The organism is Pseudonocardia sp. P1 (assembly GCF_000178675.2).
GTDB lineage: Bacteria > Actinomycetota > Actinomycetes > Mycobacteriales > Pseudonocardiaceae > Pseudonocardia.
Window position 1 is genome coordinate 2,709,030 of record NZ_ADUJ02000001.1, and the last position, 18,378, is coordinate 2,727,407.

Below are 18,378 nucleotides of genomic sequence, written 5' to 3' on the forward strand. Positions count from 1 at the left end.
CCGCCGAGCGTGACGTAGATGCCCTCGGCAGGGCCGTACCGTCACGCTCGATCGCGCCACGGGGGGTAGTGCGCGGGAGTGTGCAGAGCAAAGGAGTGCAGGTCAGGAGGGCAGGCGGCCGGAGACCCAGGTCGCGTCGCGGTCGTCGTCGTGACCGGTGCCCGCCTCCAGGCCGTGGCCCGCGAACACGTCCGCCAGCAGCGGCGCCTGCGCCGCGCTCGTCTCGATCAGCAGGGTCCCGCCGGGGGCCAGCCACCCCGGCGCCCCGGCGGCGATCCGCCGGGCCGGGTCGAGGCCGTCGCCACCTCCGTCGAGGGCGACCCGGGGTTCGTGGTCACGGGCCTCCGGCGGCATGCCCGCGATCGCCCCGGCCGGGACGTACGGGGTGTTCGCCACCAGCACCGCGACCCGCCCGCGCAGCGTCGCCGGCAGCGCGGCGAACAGGTCGCCGGTGTGCACGGTGCCGAGTCCGTCGAGGTTCGTCGCGGCGCACGCGGTGGCGACCGGGTCGACGTCGGCGGCGTGCAGCTCCACAGGGACCCGTCGGGCGATCGCGGCGCCGACGGCCCCGCAGCCGCAGCACAGGTCCACCACCACCGCGCCCGGTCCCAGGCCGGCGACGGCGGCGTGCACGAGGGCCTCGGTCCGGCGCCGCGGGACGAACACGCCCGGCGCCACCCGGACGCGGGCGCCGTCGAACGCGGCCCAGCCGAGGACGTGCTCCAGCGGTTCACCGGCGACGCGGCGCCGGACCAGGTCGTCCAGCTCGGTGCCGGCGGCGGCCTCGGCGAGCAACCGGGCCTCGTCCTCGGCGAACACGCATCCGGCGGCCCGCAGCCGCGCGACGAGATCGCTCACGGCGGCATTGTGCCGCGCGGCTCAGGCGGCCCGCGCGATCGTCGCGAGCCCTGCGGAGTACCGGGTCAGCACGGCGCGGACGACGTCGTCGTGCACGCCCAGCGGACCGCCGACGACATCGGCCCCCGACTCCAGCAGCCGGTTCTGGAAGACCCCGGGCGCGAGCAGCCAGGACGCGACCGCGACCCGCTCCTCCCCCGCCGCGTGCAGGCCCTCGACCAGCGCGGACACGGTCGGCGTCCCGGTCGCGGCGAACCCCGTCCGGACCCGCCGCCCGACCAGCGCCGACAGCATCCCGGCGGCCGCACGCACCTCGGCGACCGCGGACGGGTCGGACGATCCGGCCGCGGCGAGCACGACGGCGTCACCGTCGCGGTAGCCGGCGTCGCGCAGCCGGTGCAGCGCCGCCGAGGCGAGCAACGGGTCGGGGCCGAGCGCGGGCGTCGTCGGGAACCGGGCCGGGTCGGCACCGGCCTCCGCGAGCTGCGCGGGCAGGTCGACGCGCACGTGGTAGCCGGAGGCGAGGAACGCCGGGACGACCACCGCCCCGTCGTACCCGCGATCCTGCAGCGCGAGGACGGCGTCGACGACCTTCGGCCCCCGGACGTCGACGTAACAGATCTCCACCTGCGGCCCGTGCTCGGCGACGGCCGACGCCAGCGACCGGACGACGGCGTCGGCCGCGTCGGACCGCGACCCGTGCGCCACCAGCAGCAGCGGCGGCGTCGTGCCCGTGCGGCTCATCGCTCGTCCCCCGGCACGTCGGCGCAGTGCCCCTCGTGCCCGGGTTCCAGTGCCAGCCGGTAGCCGCGGCGGACGACGGTCTGGACCAGCCCGGGGACGCCGAGGGCGGCGCGCAGCCGGGCGATCGCGTTCTCCACGGCGTGCTCGTCACCGGCCCCGCCGGGCTGGGCTGCGAGCAGCTCCGCGCGGGACACGACCCGCCCGGGCCGCCGGGCCAGGACACGCAGGAGTGTCATCGGCGTCGGCGGGAGCGGGCACAGCCGCCCGTCGACGAGCACCGCGTGCCCGCGCAGCTCCAGCAGGTGCCCGGCGACCGGCAGCCGGCGCGCCCGGGCCGGGGCGACGGACTCGCAGGTCCGGACCATCGCGCCGAGGCGGGAGCGCTGTGGCTGCACGGTCGGCACGTCCAGCGCCTCCAGCGGCGCCGCCGTCACCGGGCCGACGCACAGCGTCAGCACCGGGCCGCGCAACGCGGTCAGCAGCTCGTCGCGCACGCCCCGCTCGGCGGCGCGGGCCAGGATCCCGGCCGCGGCGGGTGCGCTGGTGAAGGACAGGACGTCGATCCCACCGGCCAGGGTGGCGTCGATCAGCCGGTCCAGCGGGGCGATGTCGACGGGCGGCGCCCACCGGTACACCGGCACCGTGACGACCTCGGCCCCGGCGAGCTCGAGGGCCTCGACGACGTCCGGCAACGGCTCGCCGTGCAGCTGGACGGCGATCCGGCGGCCCTCGACACCACGTTCGAGGAGGTGCTCCAGCACCTCGGCGGTCGACTCGGACTCGGGTGACCAGGCGTCGACCAGGCCGGACGCGCGGATCGCCCCGCGCGCCTTCGGGCCGCGGGCCAGCATCTCCGACCGGCCGAGCGCGGTGAGGAGGTCTTCGCCGAGGCCCCAGCCGTCGGCGGCCTCGATCCAGCCGCGGTAGCCGATGCCGGTCGTCGCGACGGTGATGTCCGGCGGGGCCGCGACGAGCTCGCGGGTGCGCGTCTCCAGGTCGTGGTCGTCGGCGAGGGCGACGATGCGCAGGGCGGCGCCGTGCTGGATGCAGGCGCCGCGGCGCTCCAGCATCGTGGCGAGCTCCTCGGCCCGGCGGGCAGCGGTGATCCCGATCGTGAACCCCGCCAGCGGGGGCGCGGCCTCCGTGGCGTGGGCAGCCTCTCGGGCGGCGGGGCGGGTCACCGTTCCTCCGTTCCTCCGGCGCGCCGCCGATCGGGCTCGGACGGCGGGAAGCCCGGGGGCGTCGCGTGTGGTGGTGGTCGCGGCGGTGCGGGTCGGGTCCCTCACCGTAGCCCGACCTGCACCGATCCGCCCACGACGCGGACCGCGAACGCGGGGAGGCTCACACCGTCGTCGTCGAGACAGCGGCCGTCGCGCAGGGAGAACACCTGCTTGTGGATCGGCGACGCGACGGTCGGCTCGCCGCCGCGGTCCCCGACCAGCCCGCGGGACATGACCCCCGCCCCGGTGAAGGGGTCGATGTTGCCGACCGCGTGGACGGTGTCGCCGGACCGGCGGAACAGCGCGACCTGGACGTCGCCGACGAGCGCGGCGGCGCCCCGGTCGGGCCACAGCCGGTCCAGCGGGCAGACCGTCAGCCAGGCGGTGGGCTGCTCGGTGAGGTCGGCGGGCGTGGTGGTGGGGGACGCGTCGAGTGCGGTCATCGCGGGGACACCTCCGGGAGTCCGATGAGCACGGGTTCGTCCGGCCGGCCGGGCGCGGGCACGTTCTGGCCCCGCTCCTCCACGAACCGGATCGTCGGGTCGGGCGCCTCCGGTGCGTTCACGAAGGAGACGAAGCGGGACAGCTTCTCCGGGTCGGCGAGGACGCCGGCCCACTCGTCGGCGTAGGAGTCGACGTGGCGCTCCATGGCGGCGTCGAGGTCCGCGCAGATGCCGAGCGAGTCGTCGACGATCACCGAGCGCAGGTGGTCGAGCCCGCCCTCCATCGACTCGATCCACGGCGCGGTGCGCTGCAGCCGGTCGGCGGTGCGGACGTAGAACATGAGGAACCGGTCGATGGTCCGGATCAGGGTCTCGGAGTCGACGTCGGAGACCAGGAGCTCGGCGTGCCGCGGGGTGAAGCCGCCGTTGCCGCCGACGTAGAGGTTCCAGCCCTGCTCGGTCGCGATCACGCCGAAGTCCTTGGACCGGGCCTCCGCGCACTCCCGGGCGCATCCGGAGACGCCGGACTTGAGCTTGTGCGGCGAGCGCAGGCCCCGGTAGCGGAGCTCCAGCTCGACGGCCATCCCGACCGAGTCCTGCACGCCGTAGCGGCACCAGGTCGTCCCGACGCACGACTTCACGGTGCGCAGCGACTTGCCGTACGCGTGCCCGGACTCGAACCCGGCGTCGACCAGCCGCGTCCAGATCGCCGGGAGGTCCTCCACCCGGGCCCCGAACATGTCGATCCGCTGCCCGCCGGTGATCTTGGTGTAGAGCCCGAAGTCGCGGGCCACCTCGCCGATGACGATCAGGCCCTCCGCCGTCACCTCTCCGCCCGCGATCCGCGGGACCACCGAGTAGGTGCCGTTGCGCTGCAGGTTCGCCAGGAAGTGGTCGTTGGTGTCCTGCAAGGAGGCGCGCTCGGCGTCGAGGACGTGCCCGTTGTAGAGCGTCGCCAGGATCGACGCGACGACCGGCTTGCAGATGTCGCAGCCGCTGCCGCGGCCGTGCGACTCCACCAGGGCGGAGAACGAGGTGATCCCGGCCCCGGCGACGATCTGGAACAGCTCGGCGCGGGAGTGGTCGAAGTGCTCGCACAGGGCCTTCGAGACCTCGACGCCCTCCTGCTCCAGGATCCGCTTCAGGGTGGGGACGCAGGACCCGCACGTCGTGCCGGCCCGGGTGCACGCCTTCAGCGCCGGGACGTCGTGCGCGCCGTCGTGGATGGCGGTGCAGAGGTCGCCCTTGGTGACGGCGTTGCACGAGCAGATCTGCGCGGAGTCCGGCAGCGCGGACGCGTCCGGCTCGGCACCGCCCTTCGAGATCAGCGTGACCGGGTCGTCCGGGAGCTGCGCGCCGACCAGCGGGCGCAGCACGCCGTAGCGGGACGCGTCACCGACGAGGACCCCGCCCAGCAGCGTCGACGCGTCGTCGGACACCACGAGCTTCGAGTACGTCCCCGCGACCGGGTCGTTGACGACGATCTCCAGCGCGCCCTCGGTGGACGCGTGCGCGTCACCGAAGCTGGCGACGTCGACACCCAGCAGCTTGAGCTGGGTGGACATGTCGAGCTCCTCGGGCGTCATCCGCGCCGGACCGCCGAGCAGCCGGTCCGCGACGACCTCGGCCATCGCGTAGCCGGGGGCGACGAGCCCGTAGGTGCGCCCCTCGAGCGCGGCGCACTCGCCGATCGCCCACACGGCGTCGTCGGAGGTGCGGCAGCGGTCGTCGACCAGGACACCGCCGCGCTCCCCGACCGGCAGGCCGCTGTCCCGCGCGAGCTGGTCGGCGGCGCGGATGCCCGCCGAGAAGACGACGACGTCGGCGTCCAGCTCGACACCGTCGGACAGCGTCGCGACCAGCCGGTCGCGGTCCCGGGCGACGCCGGTCAGCGAGACTCCGGCGCGGACCGCGATGCCCTGCGACTCGACGAGCGACCGCAGCAGCGCGCCGCCGCCGTCGTCGACCTGGACGGGCATCAGCCGCGGCGCGATCTCGACGACCTGCGGCGACAGGCCCAGCAGCCGCATCGCCCGCGCGGCCTCCAGACCGAGCAGCCCACCCCCGACGACGACGGCCGAGCGCCGCCCGGGCGCGGTCGTCGCGACCGCGGCAGCGGCGGCCCCGGAGATCGCGTCGAGGTCGTCGAGCGTGCGGTAGACGAAGCATCCGGGCAGGTCACGGCCGTCGACCGGCGGGACGAACGGGTACGAGCCGGTGGCGAGCACCAGCGCGTCGTAGTCGAACGTGCGGCCCGACGCGGTGGTGACGCGGCAGGCGTCGCGGTCGATCCGGGAGACGGCGTCGCCGAGGTGGTAGGTGACGAGCGGGTCGCCGCGCAGCCCGTCGTCGTCGAGGCGCAGTTCCTCCTCGGACCTCCCGTCGACGTAGGAGGAGAGCGCGACCCGGTCGTACGCCCGGCGGGTCTCCTCGCCGAGGACGGTGACCTCCCAGGTGCCCGCGGTGTCCCGGTCGCGCATCGCCGACACCAGGCGGTGCCCGACCATGCCGTTCCCGACGACCACCAGACGGCTCATGCTCTTCTCCCTCGTTCCCTCGTCGCGCTGGCCACCGACGGTAGGAACAGGGAGTTACGTGGAGACGGCCCGCGATTGCACGGGAGTTACGAGGTGCTCATTCCACGCGGACGGCGACCGTGAGCGCCCCGCACCGCCCGGCGGCGCCCCGGCCGCGCCGCACCTGTTGCCGTGCGATGAACCCCCCGACCCGCGAACGCTCACCGGATCGGCAGGTGCTCGCCCGATCGCGTGAGCGTCGACGGACTCCGCGAGCGTCTCTGGGGCCGGGGCCGGGTGCGGGTGCGGGTGCGGGTGCGGGTGCGGGTGCGGGTGCGGGTGCGGGTGCGGGTGCGGTGAGCGTGGGGGGGGTGTCAGGGGCGGGTGGCGGGATCGAAGGCCGTGCGGTCGTGGCCCTCGACCACGGCGGCCACGCGGGGCGCCCAGCGCTCGTGCGCCGACTGGCGGGTGATCCCGGCGGCCCGGCCGATCGTGTCCCAGCTGACCCCGGTGTGCCGGAGCGCGACCAGGTGCGGCAGCGGGTCGAGCCCGGCAGCCAGCCCGATCCGGAAGGCGACGAGCCGCCACGCGGTCTCCCGCTGCACGGGCACGTCGGTGCCCTGCTCGGCCTCCCACTCCGGGGTGCCGGGCAGCGGCGGGACGCCGGCGATCGCGTCGGCGTGCCGGTCGAGCTCGGCGACGGCGGCCGCGGTGACGGCGTTCGCCGCCGGGGTGACGTCGACGGTGAGGACGTGGTCCGGGATCGTGGTCATGCTGTCAGGTTAACCCTGACAGTGAGGACGGCAACGGGTTTCCGTGTACGGGCGTCCCGGACACCCGTACACAGAACCGGCCCGGCGTCCGCGCCGCGGGCATGCGGCGCGGCCGTCGGGCCGGTTCGGTGCGGTGTGGGAGGTCAGACCCGGGCGAGCTCCGCACCACCGGGGACGGACGCCTGCTTCGGCCGCAGGTAGACCGCCCAGGTGACGCCGATGCACACCACGTAGAAGGCGAGGAAGGCCCAGAACGCCGGGGTGCCCGACTGCACGGACAGGAACGACTGCCGGAAGGCCAGGTTGATGAACAGACCACCGAGCGCACCGACCGCACCGGCGATGCCGATCACCGCGCCGGACAGCCGGCGCGCGGTGCCGAGCTCGGTCTCCCGGTCGGCGCCCTCGGCGATCGCGATCCGGGCCCGTCCCGTGAAGATCGCCGGGATCATCTTGTAGGTCGAGCCGTTGCCGATGCCGGACAGCGTGAACAGCAGGATGAAGCCGGCCGTGAAGAACCCGAGCGACTGCGCACCGGACGCGGCGATGATGATCGCCGTCGCCACCGCCATGCCGGCGAAGTTCCACAGCGTGACGGTCGCGCCGCCGAACCGGTCGGCCAGCTTGCCGCCGTAGGGACGGATCAGGGAGCCGATGAGCGGGCCGATGAAGGTGACCATCGCGGCCTGCAGCGGCGTCCGGTCGAACTGGTTCTGCAGCACCAGCCCGAACGCGAAGGAGTAGCCGATGAAGGACCCGAAGGTGCCGATGTAGAGGAACGACATGATCCAGGTCTGCCGGTCCCGGCAGGCCTCGACGAACGCGCCGGTGTCGTTCGACATCGCCGCGATGTTGTCCATCCGCACCCAGGCGAGCGCCGCGGAGACGACGACCAGCGGGATGTAGATCGCGATCAGCACCCGGGGCTGGCCCGCGCCCAGCAGCGCGATCACCAGCAGGCCGAGCAGCTGGATCACCGGGACGCCGAGGTTCCCGCCGCCGGCGTTCAGCCCGAGCGCCCAGCCCTTGCTCTTCTCCGGGAAGAAGGCGTTGATGTTGGCCATCGACGAGGCGAAGTTGCCGCCACCGACACCGGCGAACGCGGCCACGACCAGCAGCGTCGTGTACGAGACCCCGGGCTGGACGACGACCATCGCCAGGATCAGCGGGACGATCAGCAGGGCCGCCGAGAACACCGTCCAGTTGCGACCGCCGAACCGCGCGACCGCGAACGTGTAGGGCAGCCGCAGGATCGACCCGACCAGGGTCGGCACCGCGACCAGGAAGAACTTCTGTGCCGCGTCGATGCCGTACTCCGGGCCCATGAACAGGACCAGGACCGACCACATCGTCCACACCGAGAACCCGATGTGCTCGGAGAAGATCGACTGCCAGAGGTTGCGGCTCGCGATCGCCTTGCCGGTGCGCTCCCAGAAGCCCTCGTCCTCGGGGTCCCAGTGCTCGATCCAGCGGCCGCCGATGCGGCGCGGGGATGCTGAGGTGGTCACGGATCGGTCTCCTGATCGCCGGCGTCTCACGTCGGCGATGACGCTAGGGAGCCCCAGTTTCCGTCGAATGGCCCCGCGTGACGTCCCCGAAACGCTTATCTCACATCCACTTGCCGGAACCCGTGAGAAGTGGCGGCCCGGACGCCTCGCCGGGTCGCCGGTCAGAGCCGGCGGCTGACCAGCCCGGCGACGCGCTCGATGCCGGCCAGCGACTCGGTCGTCGCGTCGGGGTGCTGGGCGTGCAGCGCGAGCCGGTAGAGCACCGCGCGCAGCAGCGACTGCGGCCACTCGGGCAGCTCCGACCAGCGCTCGAGGAGATCGTCGTCGGCACCGCCCCAGGCGACGGCGTCCACGACGACGACGGCCGCCGCCCACTCCGCGGGCCGCCAGAACGGCACGAGATCGAGGACGGCCGGTCGGCCGGTCGGGTCGAACAGCATCGCGCCGAAGAGCTCGCCGTGGACGACCTGCGGGGTGAGCCGGATCGTGCGCCGGTGCGCCGCCAGCTCCTCGAACAGCGCGCCGCCCGTCTCGGGGTGCAGGTCCAGCTTGCGCTCGCCGAACGCGGCGGCGGCGGAACGGGACAGCAGGTCGTCGCGGTCGTCGAGCAGCCGCGGGCGCAGCACCGTGGAGGTCGCGGCGTGCAGCCGCAGCGACGCGGCGACGACCTCGTCGTGCCGCGGCTCCGGCGCGCCGGGCACGTAGCGCGACGCCGCCCACCCGCCGACGACCCAGCGCCCGTCGGACGACCGGACCGGACGGGCCAGCCGGACGCCGTCGACCTCGAGGTTCTCCAGGACCGTCGCCGACCAGGCGGCGACGACGTGGTCCGAGACCGGACGCAACAGCACGTCACCGCACTGCCAGGCCCGCTGCCCCGCCCACACCACGGGGCGCGGGGAGGTGTCTCGGACGCCGAACGCGACGCGGACGTGCTCGGGCAGGGCGCTCGCGGCCGGCGCGGTGGCGAGCGTGCGGGCTGCGGTCACGGCGGCGACGGTACCCCCGGAACCGGGGACTCCCTATCGCGCCACGCCAGGGACGGGTGCTCCCGGTTCCACGATCGGGTGGCCGCGGCCGTCGGACCGGCCGCGATCACGCGGCGTCGTCACGGCGATCCGAGCCCGACGACGATCCCGGGGAGTCCTCGGAGGACGAGCCGCCACGGCCGGAGTCGCTCCCGCCCGGGTCGCCGCGGCCGGAACCACCACGGTCCGAGCCGCCCCGATCCGAGCCGCTCCGGTCCGAGCCGCTCCGCCCGGAACCGTCCCGGTCCGACCCGGACCGGTCCCCGCTCCGAGAGCCGTCGTCGGAACCACCCCGCTCCGAGGCGCCGGCCGACCGGCTCCGCCCGGATCCGTCACCCGAGCCACCGCCGGAACCCTCCGCGCTCCGGCCACCCCCGGAGTCCGAGCCACCCGAACGCGAGCCCGAGCCGCCCGACTCCGTGGACCCGCCCCCCGACGACCGCCCGCTGCGCTCCGCCATCTGCTCCGCCGCCTGCCGGTCGGCCTCGGCAAGCACGGGCGCCGCCGCCTCCTTCCCCATCGCCGCCTCGACGTAGGACCCCGCGACCGCGCTGGCGATCCCGCGGGAGCCCGAGCCCGACCCGGACCCGGACCCGGACCCGGAGCCACCGGACCGCGACCCGGTCCCCGACCCGTCGGACCGCGGTTCCGGGACTCGGAGCTCCGCGGCACGGGACGTCGTGGACTCCGCCCGGTCCGGCGCACGCGATCCGGACCGGCCGCGCCGGGAGTCGCCGTCCCGGTCCGCCCGCGCCCGGTCCCCGGCGGACGGGCCGTCACCGGAGCGCCGCCGGTCCGCGTCTCCCCCGCCACCGGACCGGCGCCGCTCCCCGCCACCGGTGAGCCCGTCGACGGCCGACCCGAGTCCCTCCGCGGTGTCCCCGACGCCGCGGGCGGCCGCGCCGGCCCCCGCACCGATCTTCCGCACGGGTCCGTCCGCCTCCCCGGGCCGTGCGCCCGAGCCGGGACCCTGCCGCCGGTCGTCCCCACCGGATCGGGACGCCGTGCCGCCCCGGCCGGGACGACGGTCGTCGTCACTCTTCCCGCCGGTCAGCGACGCCACGCCGTCGGCGGCGTCGGAGACCGCGCCGCCCAGCGTCTCCCCCGGGCCGGCCTTCGCCGCCGCGGCACGCGGGGCGGCGCCGCGGTCACCGCCGGGCCTGCTGCCCGCGCCGCGACCGGACGCGCCCGCCGGGCCCTCCGCCCGTCGCGCTGTCTCGTCGACAGGACCGCGCGGGTCCGGCGGGCCGCTGGTGCCGACGTCGTCGCGCTCCCGGTCCCCGCCGGTCTCCCGGCCGCCCGCGAGGACCTGGGGCGCCTGCCGTGGGCCGGACGGCTCGGGCACCGACGGCTCCGCACCGCGGGCCAGCGCCAGCACGTCGCCGGACACCGCATCGGTGCGCGACCGGTCCTCGGGCAGCGGGGCGGTCCGGGCGCGCTCGACGCTGTCGTCGATCCCCTCCAGCTCCTCGGCGCACGCGTCGCGGCGGCGGGCCCGCAGGTCCCGCTGCTCCTCCAGCGAGGTGGCGGCGGCGACCTGGCCGGTCGTGCGGCGCGCCGGCGGCGGCAGCTCCGCGACGATCCGGTCCAGCTCGGCGAGCTGCCGGTCGGCCGCGGCCAGCGCGGCGACGGCGTCCGGCCTGGACGCGTAGGCGTCCAGCTGGGACTGCAGCGCGGCCCGCTGCTGGCGCAGGGTGTCGCGCTGCCGGCGGAGCTGCCCGACCGCGGCGGGGTCGTTCCCGGTGGCGTGCGGGGAACGCGCCCACGTCCGCTCGGTGCTCGCCAGTGTGCCGAGCTGTTCGTCGAGGGACGTCAGCGTGACCCGGGCCCGGCTCGCCCACTCGTCGGCGGTCCGCTCCTGGGCGGCCGGCGCGCCGTCGTCGGAACGCGGCGTCGTCGTGAGTGCGTACCCGCCCAGCAGGACGGCGGTCGCGCCGATGAGCGCGAGGGTGCGGCGGTGCCGCAGCGGGGTCCGCGGTGCGCACAGCCGCGCCGGCACCGGGGCGGCGCCGGGAGCCGCGCCCGTCCGCCGGGCCCGCCCACCCTCCGGGGACCCGCCCGCCGGGCGTGCCGGACGGACCGGGGCGGGTGCCGGACCGGGCTCGCGCAGCCACGGCAGCGTCTCGGTGGCCCGGTCGTCGCCGGTGGCCTGCGCGGCCGCGCGGCGGACCCGGCGGGCCGCCAGCCGGTGGGCGGCGGAGCAGTAGAGCCGTTGCGGTCGTCCGTGGACGGACCCGATCGTCTCCACACAACCGTCCAGGGCGCACGTGCGCACCGGTTCGTCCACGAAGTCCTCCCGCCACCCGTGCCGCCGGCCACCGGCGCGCACCGGCGTGTCGCGGCGATCCGTCGCCATGTTTCGCGGGACGACCTGGTTACGGGGGTCGATCCTGCGATCGTCACCCGTCCGGGTCGGCAACCGCGGTCGGCGACGGCGGGCGCACGCACCGTTCCGCTGCGTGGACGACGACGGCCGCCGCCCCGGGATCGGGACGGCGGCCGTGGGCTCGTGCGGGAGGGGTCAGTAGGTCGGCTGCGAGGGGTCGATCTGCTTGACCCAGGACAGCACGCCGCCGCCGACGTGGACGGCGTCGGCGAAGCCTGCCTTGTGCAGCGCCGCGAGGGCCTCGGCGGAGCGGCCGCCGGACTTGCAGTGCAGCACCACCGGCCGGTCCTGGGAGATCTCGGACAGCGCCTCGCCGGACAGGATCCGGTCCTTGGGGATCAGCGTCGCGCCCGGGATGTTCACGATCTCGTACTCGTGCGGCTCGCGGACGTCGATGAGCTGGAAGTCCTTGCCCGCGTCGATCATCTGCTTGAGCTCGCCGACGGTGATCGTGTTGCCGGCCGCCGCGTCCTGCGCGTCCTGGGTGACGGTGCCGCAGAACGCCTCGTAGTCGATCAGCTCGGTGATCTTCGGCGTCTCCGGGTCCTTGCGGATCTTCACCTGGCGCCAGGTGGTCTCCAGCGCGTCGTAGATCACCAGGCGGCCGAGCAGCGGCTCGCCGATACCGGTGATCAGCTTGACGGCCTCGTTGACCATGATCGAGCCGATCGACGCGCAGAGCACGCCCAGCACGCCGCCCTCGGCGCAGGACGGGACCATCCCGGGCGGCGGGGGCTCCGGGTAGAGGTCGCGGTAGTTGAGGCCCTGCCCGTCGGGGGCGTCCTCCCAGAACACCGACGCCTGGCCCTCGAACCGGAAGATCGAGCCCCAGACGTAGGGCTTGCCCAGCAGCACCGCGGCGTCGTTCACCAGGTAGCGGGTGGCGAAGTTGTCCGTGCCGTCCAGGATCAGGTCGTAGTCCCGGAAGACGTCGAGGACGTTCTCACTGGTCAGCCGCTCGTTGTGCAGCCGGACCTCGACGTAGGGGTTGACCTCGCGGATCGAGTCACGGGCCGACTCGGCCTTCGGCCGGTCGATGTCCGACTGGCCGTGGATGACCTGGCGCTGCAGGTTGGACTCGTCGACGACGTCGAACTCGACGATGCCGAGCGTCCCGACACCCGCGGCGGCCAGGTACAGCAGGGCGGGCGAGCCGAGCCCGCCGGCACCGACGACCAGGACCTTGGCGTTCTTCAGCCGCTTCTGACCATCCATCCCGACATCCGGGATGATGAGGTGGCGGCTGTACCGCTCGACCTCTTCCTTGGTGAGCTCGGTAGCCGGCTCCACCAGCGGCGGTAGCGCCATCTCGTCCACTCCTCGCGTTGTCGCGTGCGGTCTCGCTGCGTCTCAACGCACCGGGTCGCCACCATCTTCCCCGATGCCGGTGCGGCCGCCGTCCCACAGCCCGGCGACGGCGCGGGCCACCGCCTCGGGACGCTCGATCTGGGCGACGTGCCCGGTCTCCGGGAGCACCAGCAGGCCCGCGTCCAGCGCCGACGCCGTCCGCCGGGCGAGCTTCGGGGTGACGACGCGGTCGGCGCCGCCCCACACCACCAGCGTGGGCACCCGCACCCGGGACGCCCGCTGCCACGCCGTCCGGCCCGCCCACACCGCGAGCAGCCCGCGGGTGGCGCCGTCGGACGCCTCGGCCGCCCACGGCAGCGTCGCCCGGTGCTCGTGCTCGGCGATCAGTTCCTCGAGCCGTCGCTCCGAGCCGCGCTGCGGGTCGGCGAAGCAGACCTTCACGATCCGCTCGGCCCGGCTGCGCAGCGGCTCGGCGGCGAGCGCGCGCCGGGCGCCGCGGCCGAGGACCGGCACCATGGCGAGCGCCATCCGCGGGTCGGACAGCCGCCGCGGGTCCGGGCGCAGGTCCGGCATCGCGGGCGACACCAGCGTCAGGGTCCGGACCAGCTCCGGACGGCGGGCCGCGACCGTCATGCAGATCAGGCCACCGAGCGAGTTCCCGACGAGGTGCACCGGCCGGCCGCGACCGGCCAGCCAGCAGAGCAGCGCGTCGGCCATGCCGTCCGGGGTGAAGTCGCGCGACGCCGTCGGCTCGGACAGCCCGAAGCCCGGCAGGTCCACCGACAGTCCGGTGGCGCGGGTGCCGAGCAGCCCGGCGAGATCGGTCCAGTTGGTCGCCGACCCGGCGAGGCCGTGGACGTAGACCGCCTCGGTGCCGGGATCGCCCGGGGTCTCCCGGACGTGCAGCGACACCCCGCCCGCGGTGACCGTCCGGCCGGGCCACGGTGCCTGGTCGGACCGCAGTGATGCGAGGGTCGTGGGGTCGGCCAGGCGCGGCTCCGCACCCGTCGCCGCCCCGGACCGGGGCGCGGTGACGGGCGGATGAACGGGGAGCGTCGTACCGGCGGCCATCCGACAAGGATGACGTGCCGGTGATCCCCATCGCCGTCCCGGGTGACCCCGATCTCGTCCGAGGGTCGATCTCGTCACTCCGTGCGTTCGTGCATCCACGGAGCGCAACGGCTGCGGCGCCCGCGCGTTGTACCGGGGGGACACCGACCACGGGAGGACGCATGGGGCGGATCGCGGGATCGGCCGCCGCCCGGATCGCCGGGTTCGGTGCCGCGTCGGTGCTCGTGTTCACCGGGGCCTGGACGGCGGGCGGCGCGCTGGAGGCGCTGGGCCCGGCGGGCGACCCGGACGGCGCAGCCGGCTCGCCGGTGCTCCCCGCCCGGCAGGCCACCGACACCGGGAGCGCGCCGGGCGGCGTCCTCAGCACCGGCGCCGGGTACAGCCTGTCCCCGGTGCGTCAGGTCTACCCGTACCGGCAGCCCACCGAGGTGGCCTTCACCGTCACCGGCTCCGACGGGGCACCGGTGACCCGGTTCGACGACCCCGGCGACGGCGAGCCGGTCATGGACGTGGCCGTGCTGCGCCGCGACGTCGCCGGCTACACCCGGCTGCGCGCCACCCAGGGCCCCGACGGCGTCTGGCGGGCCCCGGTGACCTTCCCCGGGGAGGGCGTCTGGCGGCTCTACGCGGGGTTCACCCCGACCGGCGGCCCACGCCTGGACCTGGGCACCGACCTGCACGTCCCCGGCCCGTACGGCGCGTTCCAGTTCCCCGACGAGAACCGTGCCGGGCTCTGCGGCGGCAGCGACCAGCAGGTCCGGCTCGACGGCGTGCTGGTCCCGGGCGGCGACTCGCGCCTGTTCGCCACCGTCGGGCGGGACGGCGCCCCGGTCACCGATCTCGAACCGCTCGACGACGGCGGGTTCGGCCGGGTCACCGCCGTCCGGCAGGGCGACCTGGCCCGGTTCCCGGTGCGCCCGGAGGTGACCGGCGCGTCGCCGGCCGACCGGGCCGGGCCCGGGATCGCGTTCACCGCGTCGGTCCCCGCCCCGGGCAGCTACCGGCTCTTCCTCGACTACCGCTCCGGCGGCGCGCTGCGCTCCTGCGAGTTCACCCTGCCGACGGCGCCGGGGAGCTGAGCCGGTGCGCCGACCCGTGCCGGTCCCCGCCGCCGTCGCGGCCGTGGCGGCACTGCTGCTCCCGCTCGCCGGGCCGGTGGTGCCCCCGTCCGCGCACCCGGGCGTCCTCGTGGGGGCCGTCCTGCTGGGGGCCGCCGTCGTGTGCGGCGCCGGGCGGCACGGGCACCGGTCCGCCGCCCGTGCACTGCGGCAGGGCTCCGTCACCGCCGACGCCGGCGTCTCGCTGGCGACCCTGCCGGCACTCACCTGGTCGGGCTTTGCTCTGCTCACCCCGGCGCTCGGGGGGCCGGGCGCGCCCATCGGGATCCGGGATCTCGGAGCGCTCCTGACCGGACCGTCCCTGCTGCCGGGGATCGCGGCCGTGCTGACGGTGGTCGCCCTGGCCGTCCGGGTCACCGGACGGAGCGACGACGACGGGCCGGGCGAGGACGCGCTCGGCGCGGCCGCCGACCGGTGGTGCGTGCGGCTGGTCCCGGTCACGGCGCTGCTCGCGCTGGCCGTCGCCGGGTTCCGTGCGGGCACCGGCCGGCCCTGGGACGACGCCGCGACGGCCGCGGTGGCCGTCCTGCTCGCCGGCTGCCCGCTGGTGCTGCTCGCCGCGGTCCCGGCGGCCGTACGGGCCGCGGACCGGGCCTGCGGGACGGCCGTGCGGCTCCCGCTGCCGGCGGCGGGCCGGCCCGATCCGGTCGGCTGGACCGCCCCGCACCGCGGTCCGCGCCCCGCCGACCGGGTCGACACGGTCGCTCTCGCGGGGCCGGAGGTGCTGACCGGTGCCGTCCCCGCGCCGCTCGTCGTGCACCCGGCGCGCGGGGAGGACACGGCCACCGTGCTGCGCCTGGCCGGGTCGGTCGCCACCGGGATCGCGGCCGGTTCGGACCTCGGGCCCCTCGGCCGCGCGCTCGCCGCACAGGCCCCGGACGCGCTCCCGGACGTCGCCGAGGCCGACGAGCGGCCGGGGCTGGGCATGTCCGGGCTGGTCGCCGAGCTGCTCCCGGCGCCGGACGACGGGAGCGCGCCCCCGGGAGCCGGGATCGGGACGCTCGAGCGCAGCTCCCCGACCGTCGTCGCGCACGCGGTGCTCCTCGGCGCGCCCGCCTGGCTGCTCGAGCACGGCATCGGGCTGCCCGCCGACCTGGCCGTGCAACGCGAGCGGGCCGAGGCCGAGGGACACGCGATCGTCGCGGTCGCCTGGGACGGCACCGCCCGGGCCGTCCTGGAGCTGACCCGGTCCCCGCACGACGGCGCCGGCCCCGGCCTGGACGCGCTGCGGGCGGCCGGGACGGAGCCGGTCCTGCTCACCCCCGACGACGACGGCCCCGCCCGCGCGCTCGCCGCCGCCGCCGGCCTGGACCCGGCCGACCCCGACGCCGTCCGGCCGGGCCTGGATCCGGGCGGGCGCGCGGCCGCCGTCGCCGGGCTGCGGGTGCGGGGCCGCACGGTCGCGGTGGCAGCCGATCCCGGGACCGACCCGGCGGCGCTGGACCGGGCCGATCTGGCCGTCGAGCTGCACCCGCGGGCCCCGGGGCCGGCCGCACCGGACCCGGTCCCGGCGCCCGCCGGCGGATCGGCGAGGATCGTCGCCCGGGGCGGCCCCGCCGAGGTGGCCACGGCCCTCGAGCTGGCCCGCCGGGCGCGGGCGCACGCCCGCTCCGGGATCGTCGCGGGGGTCGTCGTGGGTGCGGCGGCGGTCGTCGCCGCGGTGGCCGGAGCACCCGCGGTGCCGGTCGCCGCGGTGCCGGTGCTCGGGGCGGCCGCGGTCCGCGTCCGCCGGATCCGCCCCGGCCGGTGATCGGGTCTCCCATTGAGACCACACCGGTGTTCACGGAACGTTCGTCAACCCGGTTACCTGCGGGTAGGGTGACCCCACACCGGGTGAAAGGTAGGGGGCCGATGACCGGAACCGCCACGCCTCGGGGCGCTCGCCTGTCCCGTGGAGCGCGGCGCGCCCAGCTGTTGCTGGCCGCCCGCGACGTCTTCGCCGACCAGGGCTATCACGCCGCCGCCATGGACGACATCGCCGAGCGGGCGGGTGTCAGCAAGCCGGTTCTCTACCAGCACTTCCCCGGGAAGCTGGAGCTGTACCAGGCGCTGCTGACGACCTACGCCGAGGAGCTCGTCGAGCGGGTCTCGGGGGCGATCGAGCGCACCGACGACAACAAGGAACGCGTGCAGGCCGCGGTCGCGGCGTACTTCGACTTCGTCGCCGGGGAGGGCCGGGCCTACCGGCTGGTGTTCGAGTCGGACCTGCGTGGCGACGCGGAGGCCGCGGCCCTCGTCGAGAGCGCGCTGGACCGCTGCATCGACGCGGTCGCGGGCGCCGTCACCACCGACGCCGGGCTCGACCACGACCGCGCCCGGCTGCTCGCCGTCGGACTGGTCGGGCTCAGCCAGGTCGGTGCCCAGTACTGGCTGGACTCCGACCAGCGGGTCCCCCGGGACGAGGCCGTCGCGCTGATGACCTCGCTCGCCTGGCGGGGCATCGCCGGCTTCCCGAAGCAGTCCGGCGAGCAGTAGCCACCCGGCCCGGTCAGGCCGCCCGCGTCGCGGCGGCCTGCCGGACCAGGGCGGCGATCCGGGCCGTCACCCCGCCGACCCGCTCGACGGGAAGCATGTGCCCGGCGTCCGGGAACACGGTCAGGCCCGCCCGCGGCAGCCGGTCCCGGATGCGCCGCGAGAACCGAGGCGGGGTCAGCCGGTCCCGCGAGCCCGCCAGGATCTCGACCGGGAGCGCGGCGAACGCCTCCAGTGCCTCGTCGCGCTCGTGCTCGGTGAGGGTCGGGGTGAAGCCGGAGACGGTCGTCGGGCGGCAGGCCGCGATCGCCTCGCAGGTCGCCCGCACCGCGAGCCGGTCCGGACGCCTGCCCAGCAGCAACGGCTGCAGGCCGGCCCGCAGCAGCGCGGGGTGGGTGCTCAGCGAGCGCCGGCCCGTCCACAGCGGACTGACCGTGACCTTGTCCTTCCCCGCCAGGAACAGTTCGGCGCGACGCCCGGTCAACCCGAGCGTGGCCGCGCCCCCGAGCCCGCCGCTGGCCGTGGCGACCAGCGCGACGCCCGCGACCCGCGACGCCACCAGGTCCGGATACCGCTGGGCCAGCGCCATCGCGGTCATCCCGCCCATCGAGTGCCCGGCCAGCACGAGCGGCCCGGACGGCGCCACCTGCCCGATCACCTCGGCCATGTCGTCGGCGAGGTGGTCGAGGGTCTTGAGCTCGTCCGGGGTGTCGTCGGACCGGCCGTGGCCGCGATGGTCGTAGCGCACGACGCGCGGTGCCGCAGCCCCGCCGGACGCCACCAGCGCGTCGGCCACCGGCGCCCAGCAGCGCTCGTCGAGGGTCCAGCCGTGCGCCAGCAGCACGGTGACCGGCGCCGACGCCGGACCCGACTCGCACACGTGCAGCCCGGTCCCGTCCCGGGTCACGACCCGCCTGCTCATCGATCACTCCC

Annotated in this window: 15 protein-coding genes; 3 read left to right on the forward strand and 12 right to left on the reverse strand. The window is 76.0% G+C overall.

Going from position 1 to position 18,378, the window contains the following annotated elements; translation table 11 throughout:
* Window positions 1-102: 102 nt before the first annotated feature.
* The 11 genes from PP1_RS12035 to PP1_RS12085 all read right to left on the reverse strand — a co-directional run bounded on the left by PP1_RS12035 (window position 103) and on the right by PP1_RS12085 (window position 13,855).
* The gene (locus PP1_RS12035; protein ID WP_010228940.1) at window positions 103-858 is read right to left on the reverse strand and encodes a putative protein N(5)-glutamine methyltransferase; all 756 of its coding nucleotides are present in this window, start codon (window positions 856-858) and stop codon (window positions 103-105) included.
* Between the two features lie 21 nt (window positions 859-879).
* On the reverse strand, window positions 880-1,602 hold the full coding sequence (locus tag PP1_RS12040) for a sirohydrochlorin chelatase (RefSeq protein WP_010228941.1): 723 nt from the start codon (window positions 1,600-1,602) through the stop codon (window positions 880-882).
* Window positions 1,599-2,783, reverse strand: a complete 1,185-nt coding sequence (locus PP1_RS12045) for a uroporphyrinogen-III synthase (protein WP_075313979.1) — start codon at window positions 2,781-2,783, stop codon at window positions 1,599-1,601. Before PP1_RS12045 ends, PP1_RS12040 begins: the two co-directional genes overlap by 4 nt.
* 101 nt (window positions 2,784-2,884) lie before the next feature.
* Window positions 2,885-3,265 (reverse strand): nitrite reductase small subunit NirD, encoded by a 381-nt coding sequence (gene nirD / locus PP1_RS12050; protein ID WP_010229285.1) that lies wholly within the window; start codon window positions 3,263-3,265, stop codon window positions 2,885-2,887.
* Complete coding sequence (gene nirB / locus PP1_RS12055; RefSeq protein ID WP_029239492.1) at window positions 3,262-5,802, reverse strand: nitrite reductase large subunit NirB; 2,541 nt, start codon at window positions 5,800-5,802, stop codon at window positions 3,262-3,264. The genes nirD and nirB overlap by 4 nt, the downstream gene beginning before the upstream one ends.
* Before the next feature lie 353 nt (window positions 5,803-6,155).
* Window positions 6,156-6,554, reverse strand: coding sequence for a hypothetical protein (locus PP1_RS12060; RefSeq protein ID WP_010229277.1), 399 nt, complete (start codon window positions 6,552-6,554; stop codon window positions 6,156-6,158).
* A 143-nt stretch (window positions 6,555-6,697) separates the two neighbouring features.
* Entirely contained in the window at window positions 6,698-8,062 is a 1,365-nt protein-coding gene (locus PP1_RS12065) for a nitrate/nitrite transporter (RefSeq protein ID WP_010229275.1), read from the reverse strand.
* Between the two features lie 161 nt (window positions 8,063-8,223).
* The gene (locus tag PP1_RS12070) at window positions 8,224-9,051 is read right to left on the reverse strand and encodes a TIGR02569 family protein (protein WP_010229271.1); all 828 of its coding nucleotides are present in this window, start codon (window positions 9,049-9,051) and stop codon (window positions 8,224-8,226) included.
* A gap of 106 nt (window positions 9,052-9,157) precedes the next feature.
* On the reverse strand, window positions 9,158-11,377 hold the full coding sequence (locus PP1_RS12075; protein ID WP_139323775.1) for a hypothetical protein: 2,220 nt from the start codon (window positions 11,375-11,377) through the stop codon (window positions 9,158-9,160).
* Window positions 11,378-11,611: 234 nt separating this feature from the next.
* Window positions 11,612-12,784: an adenylyltransferase/sulfurtransferase MoeZ gene (gene moeZ / locus PP1_RS12080; protein ID WP_010228544.1), complete on the reverse strand. Its 1,173-nt coding sequence runs from the start codon at window positions 12,782-12,784 to the stop codon at window positions 11,612-11,614.
* Window positions 12,785-12,826: 42 nt separating this feature from the next.
* Complete coding sequence (locus PP1_RS12085; RefSeq protein ID WP_010228545.1) at window positions 12,827-13,855, reverse strand: alpha/beta fold hydrolase; 1,029 nt, start codon at window positions 13,853-13,855, stop codon at window positions 12,827-12,829.
* A gap of 161 nt (window positions 13,856-14,016) precedes the next feature.
* Between PP1_RS12085 and PP1_RS12090 the strand changes: the two genes are divergently transcribed.
* The 3 genes from PP1_RS12090 to PP1_RS12100 all read left to right on the forward strand — a co-directional run bounded on the left by PP1_RS12090 (window position 14,017) and on the right by PP1_RS12100 (window position 17,448).
* Complete coding sequence (locus PP1_RS12090) at window positions 14,017-14,934, forward strand: hypothetical protein (RefSeq protein ID WP_010228546.1); 918 nt, start codon at window positions 14,017-14,019, stop codon at window positions 14,932-14,934.
* A gap of 4 nt (window positions 14,935-14,938) precedes the next feature.
* The gene (locus PP1_RS12095) at window positions 14,939-16,723 is read left to right on the forward strand and encodes an HAD family hydrolase (RefSeq protein ID WP_139323774.1); all 1,785 of its coding nucleotides are present in this window, start codon (window positions 14,939-14,941) and stop codon (window positions 16,721-16,723) included.
* 101 nt (window positions 16,724-16,824) lie between these two features.
* A complete protein-coding gene (locus PP1_RS12100) occupies window positions 16,825-17,448 on the forward strand; it encodes a TetR/AcrR family transcriptional regulator (RefSeq protein WP_029239644.1) in 624 nt (207 codons plus the stop codon).
* 13 nt (window positions 17,449-17,461) lie between these two features.
* On the opposite strand, the gene PP1_RS12105 is transcribed toward PP1_RS12100, so the two are convergent.
* Window positions 17,462-18,367, reverse strand: coding sequence for an alpha/beta fold hydrolase (locus PP1_RS12105; RefSeq protein ID WP_033199836.1), 906 nt, complete (start codon window positions 18,365-18,367; stop codon window positions 17,462-17,464).
* Between the last annotated feature and the right edge of the window lie 11 nt (window positions 18,368-18,378).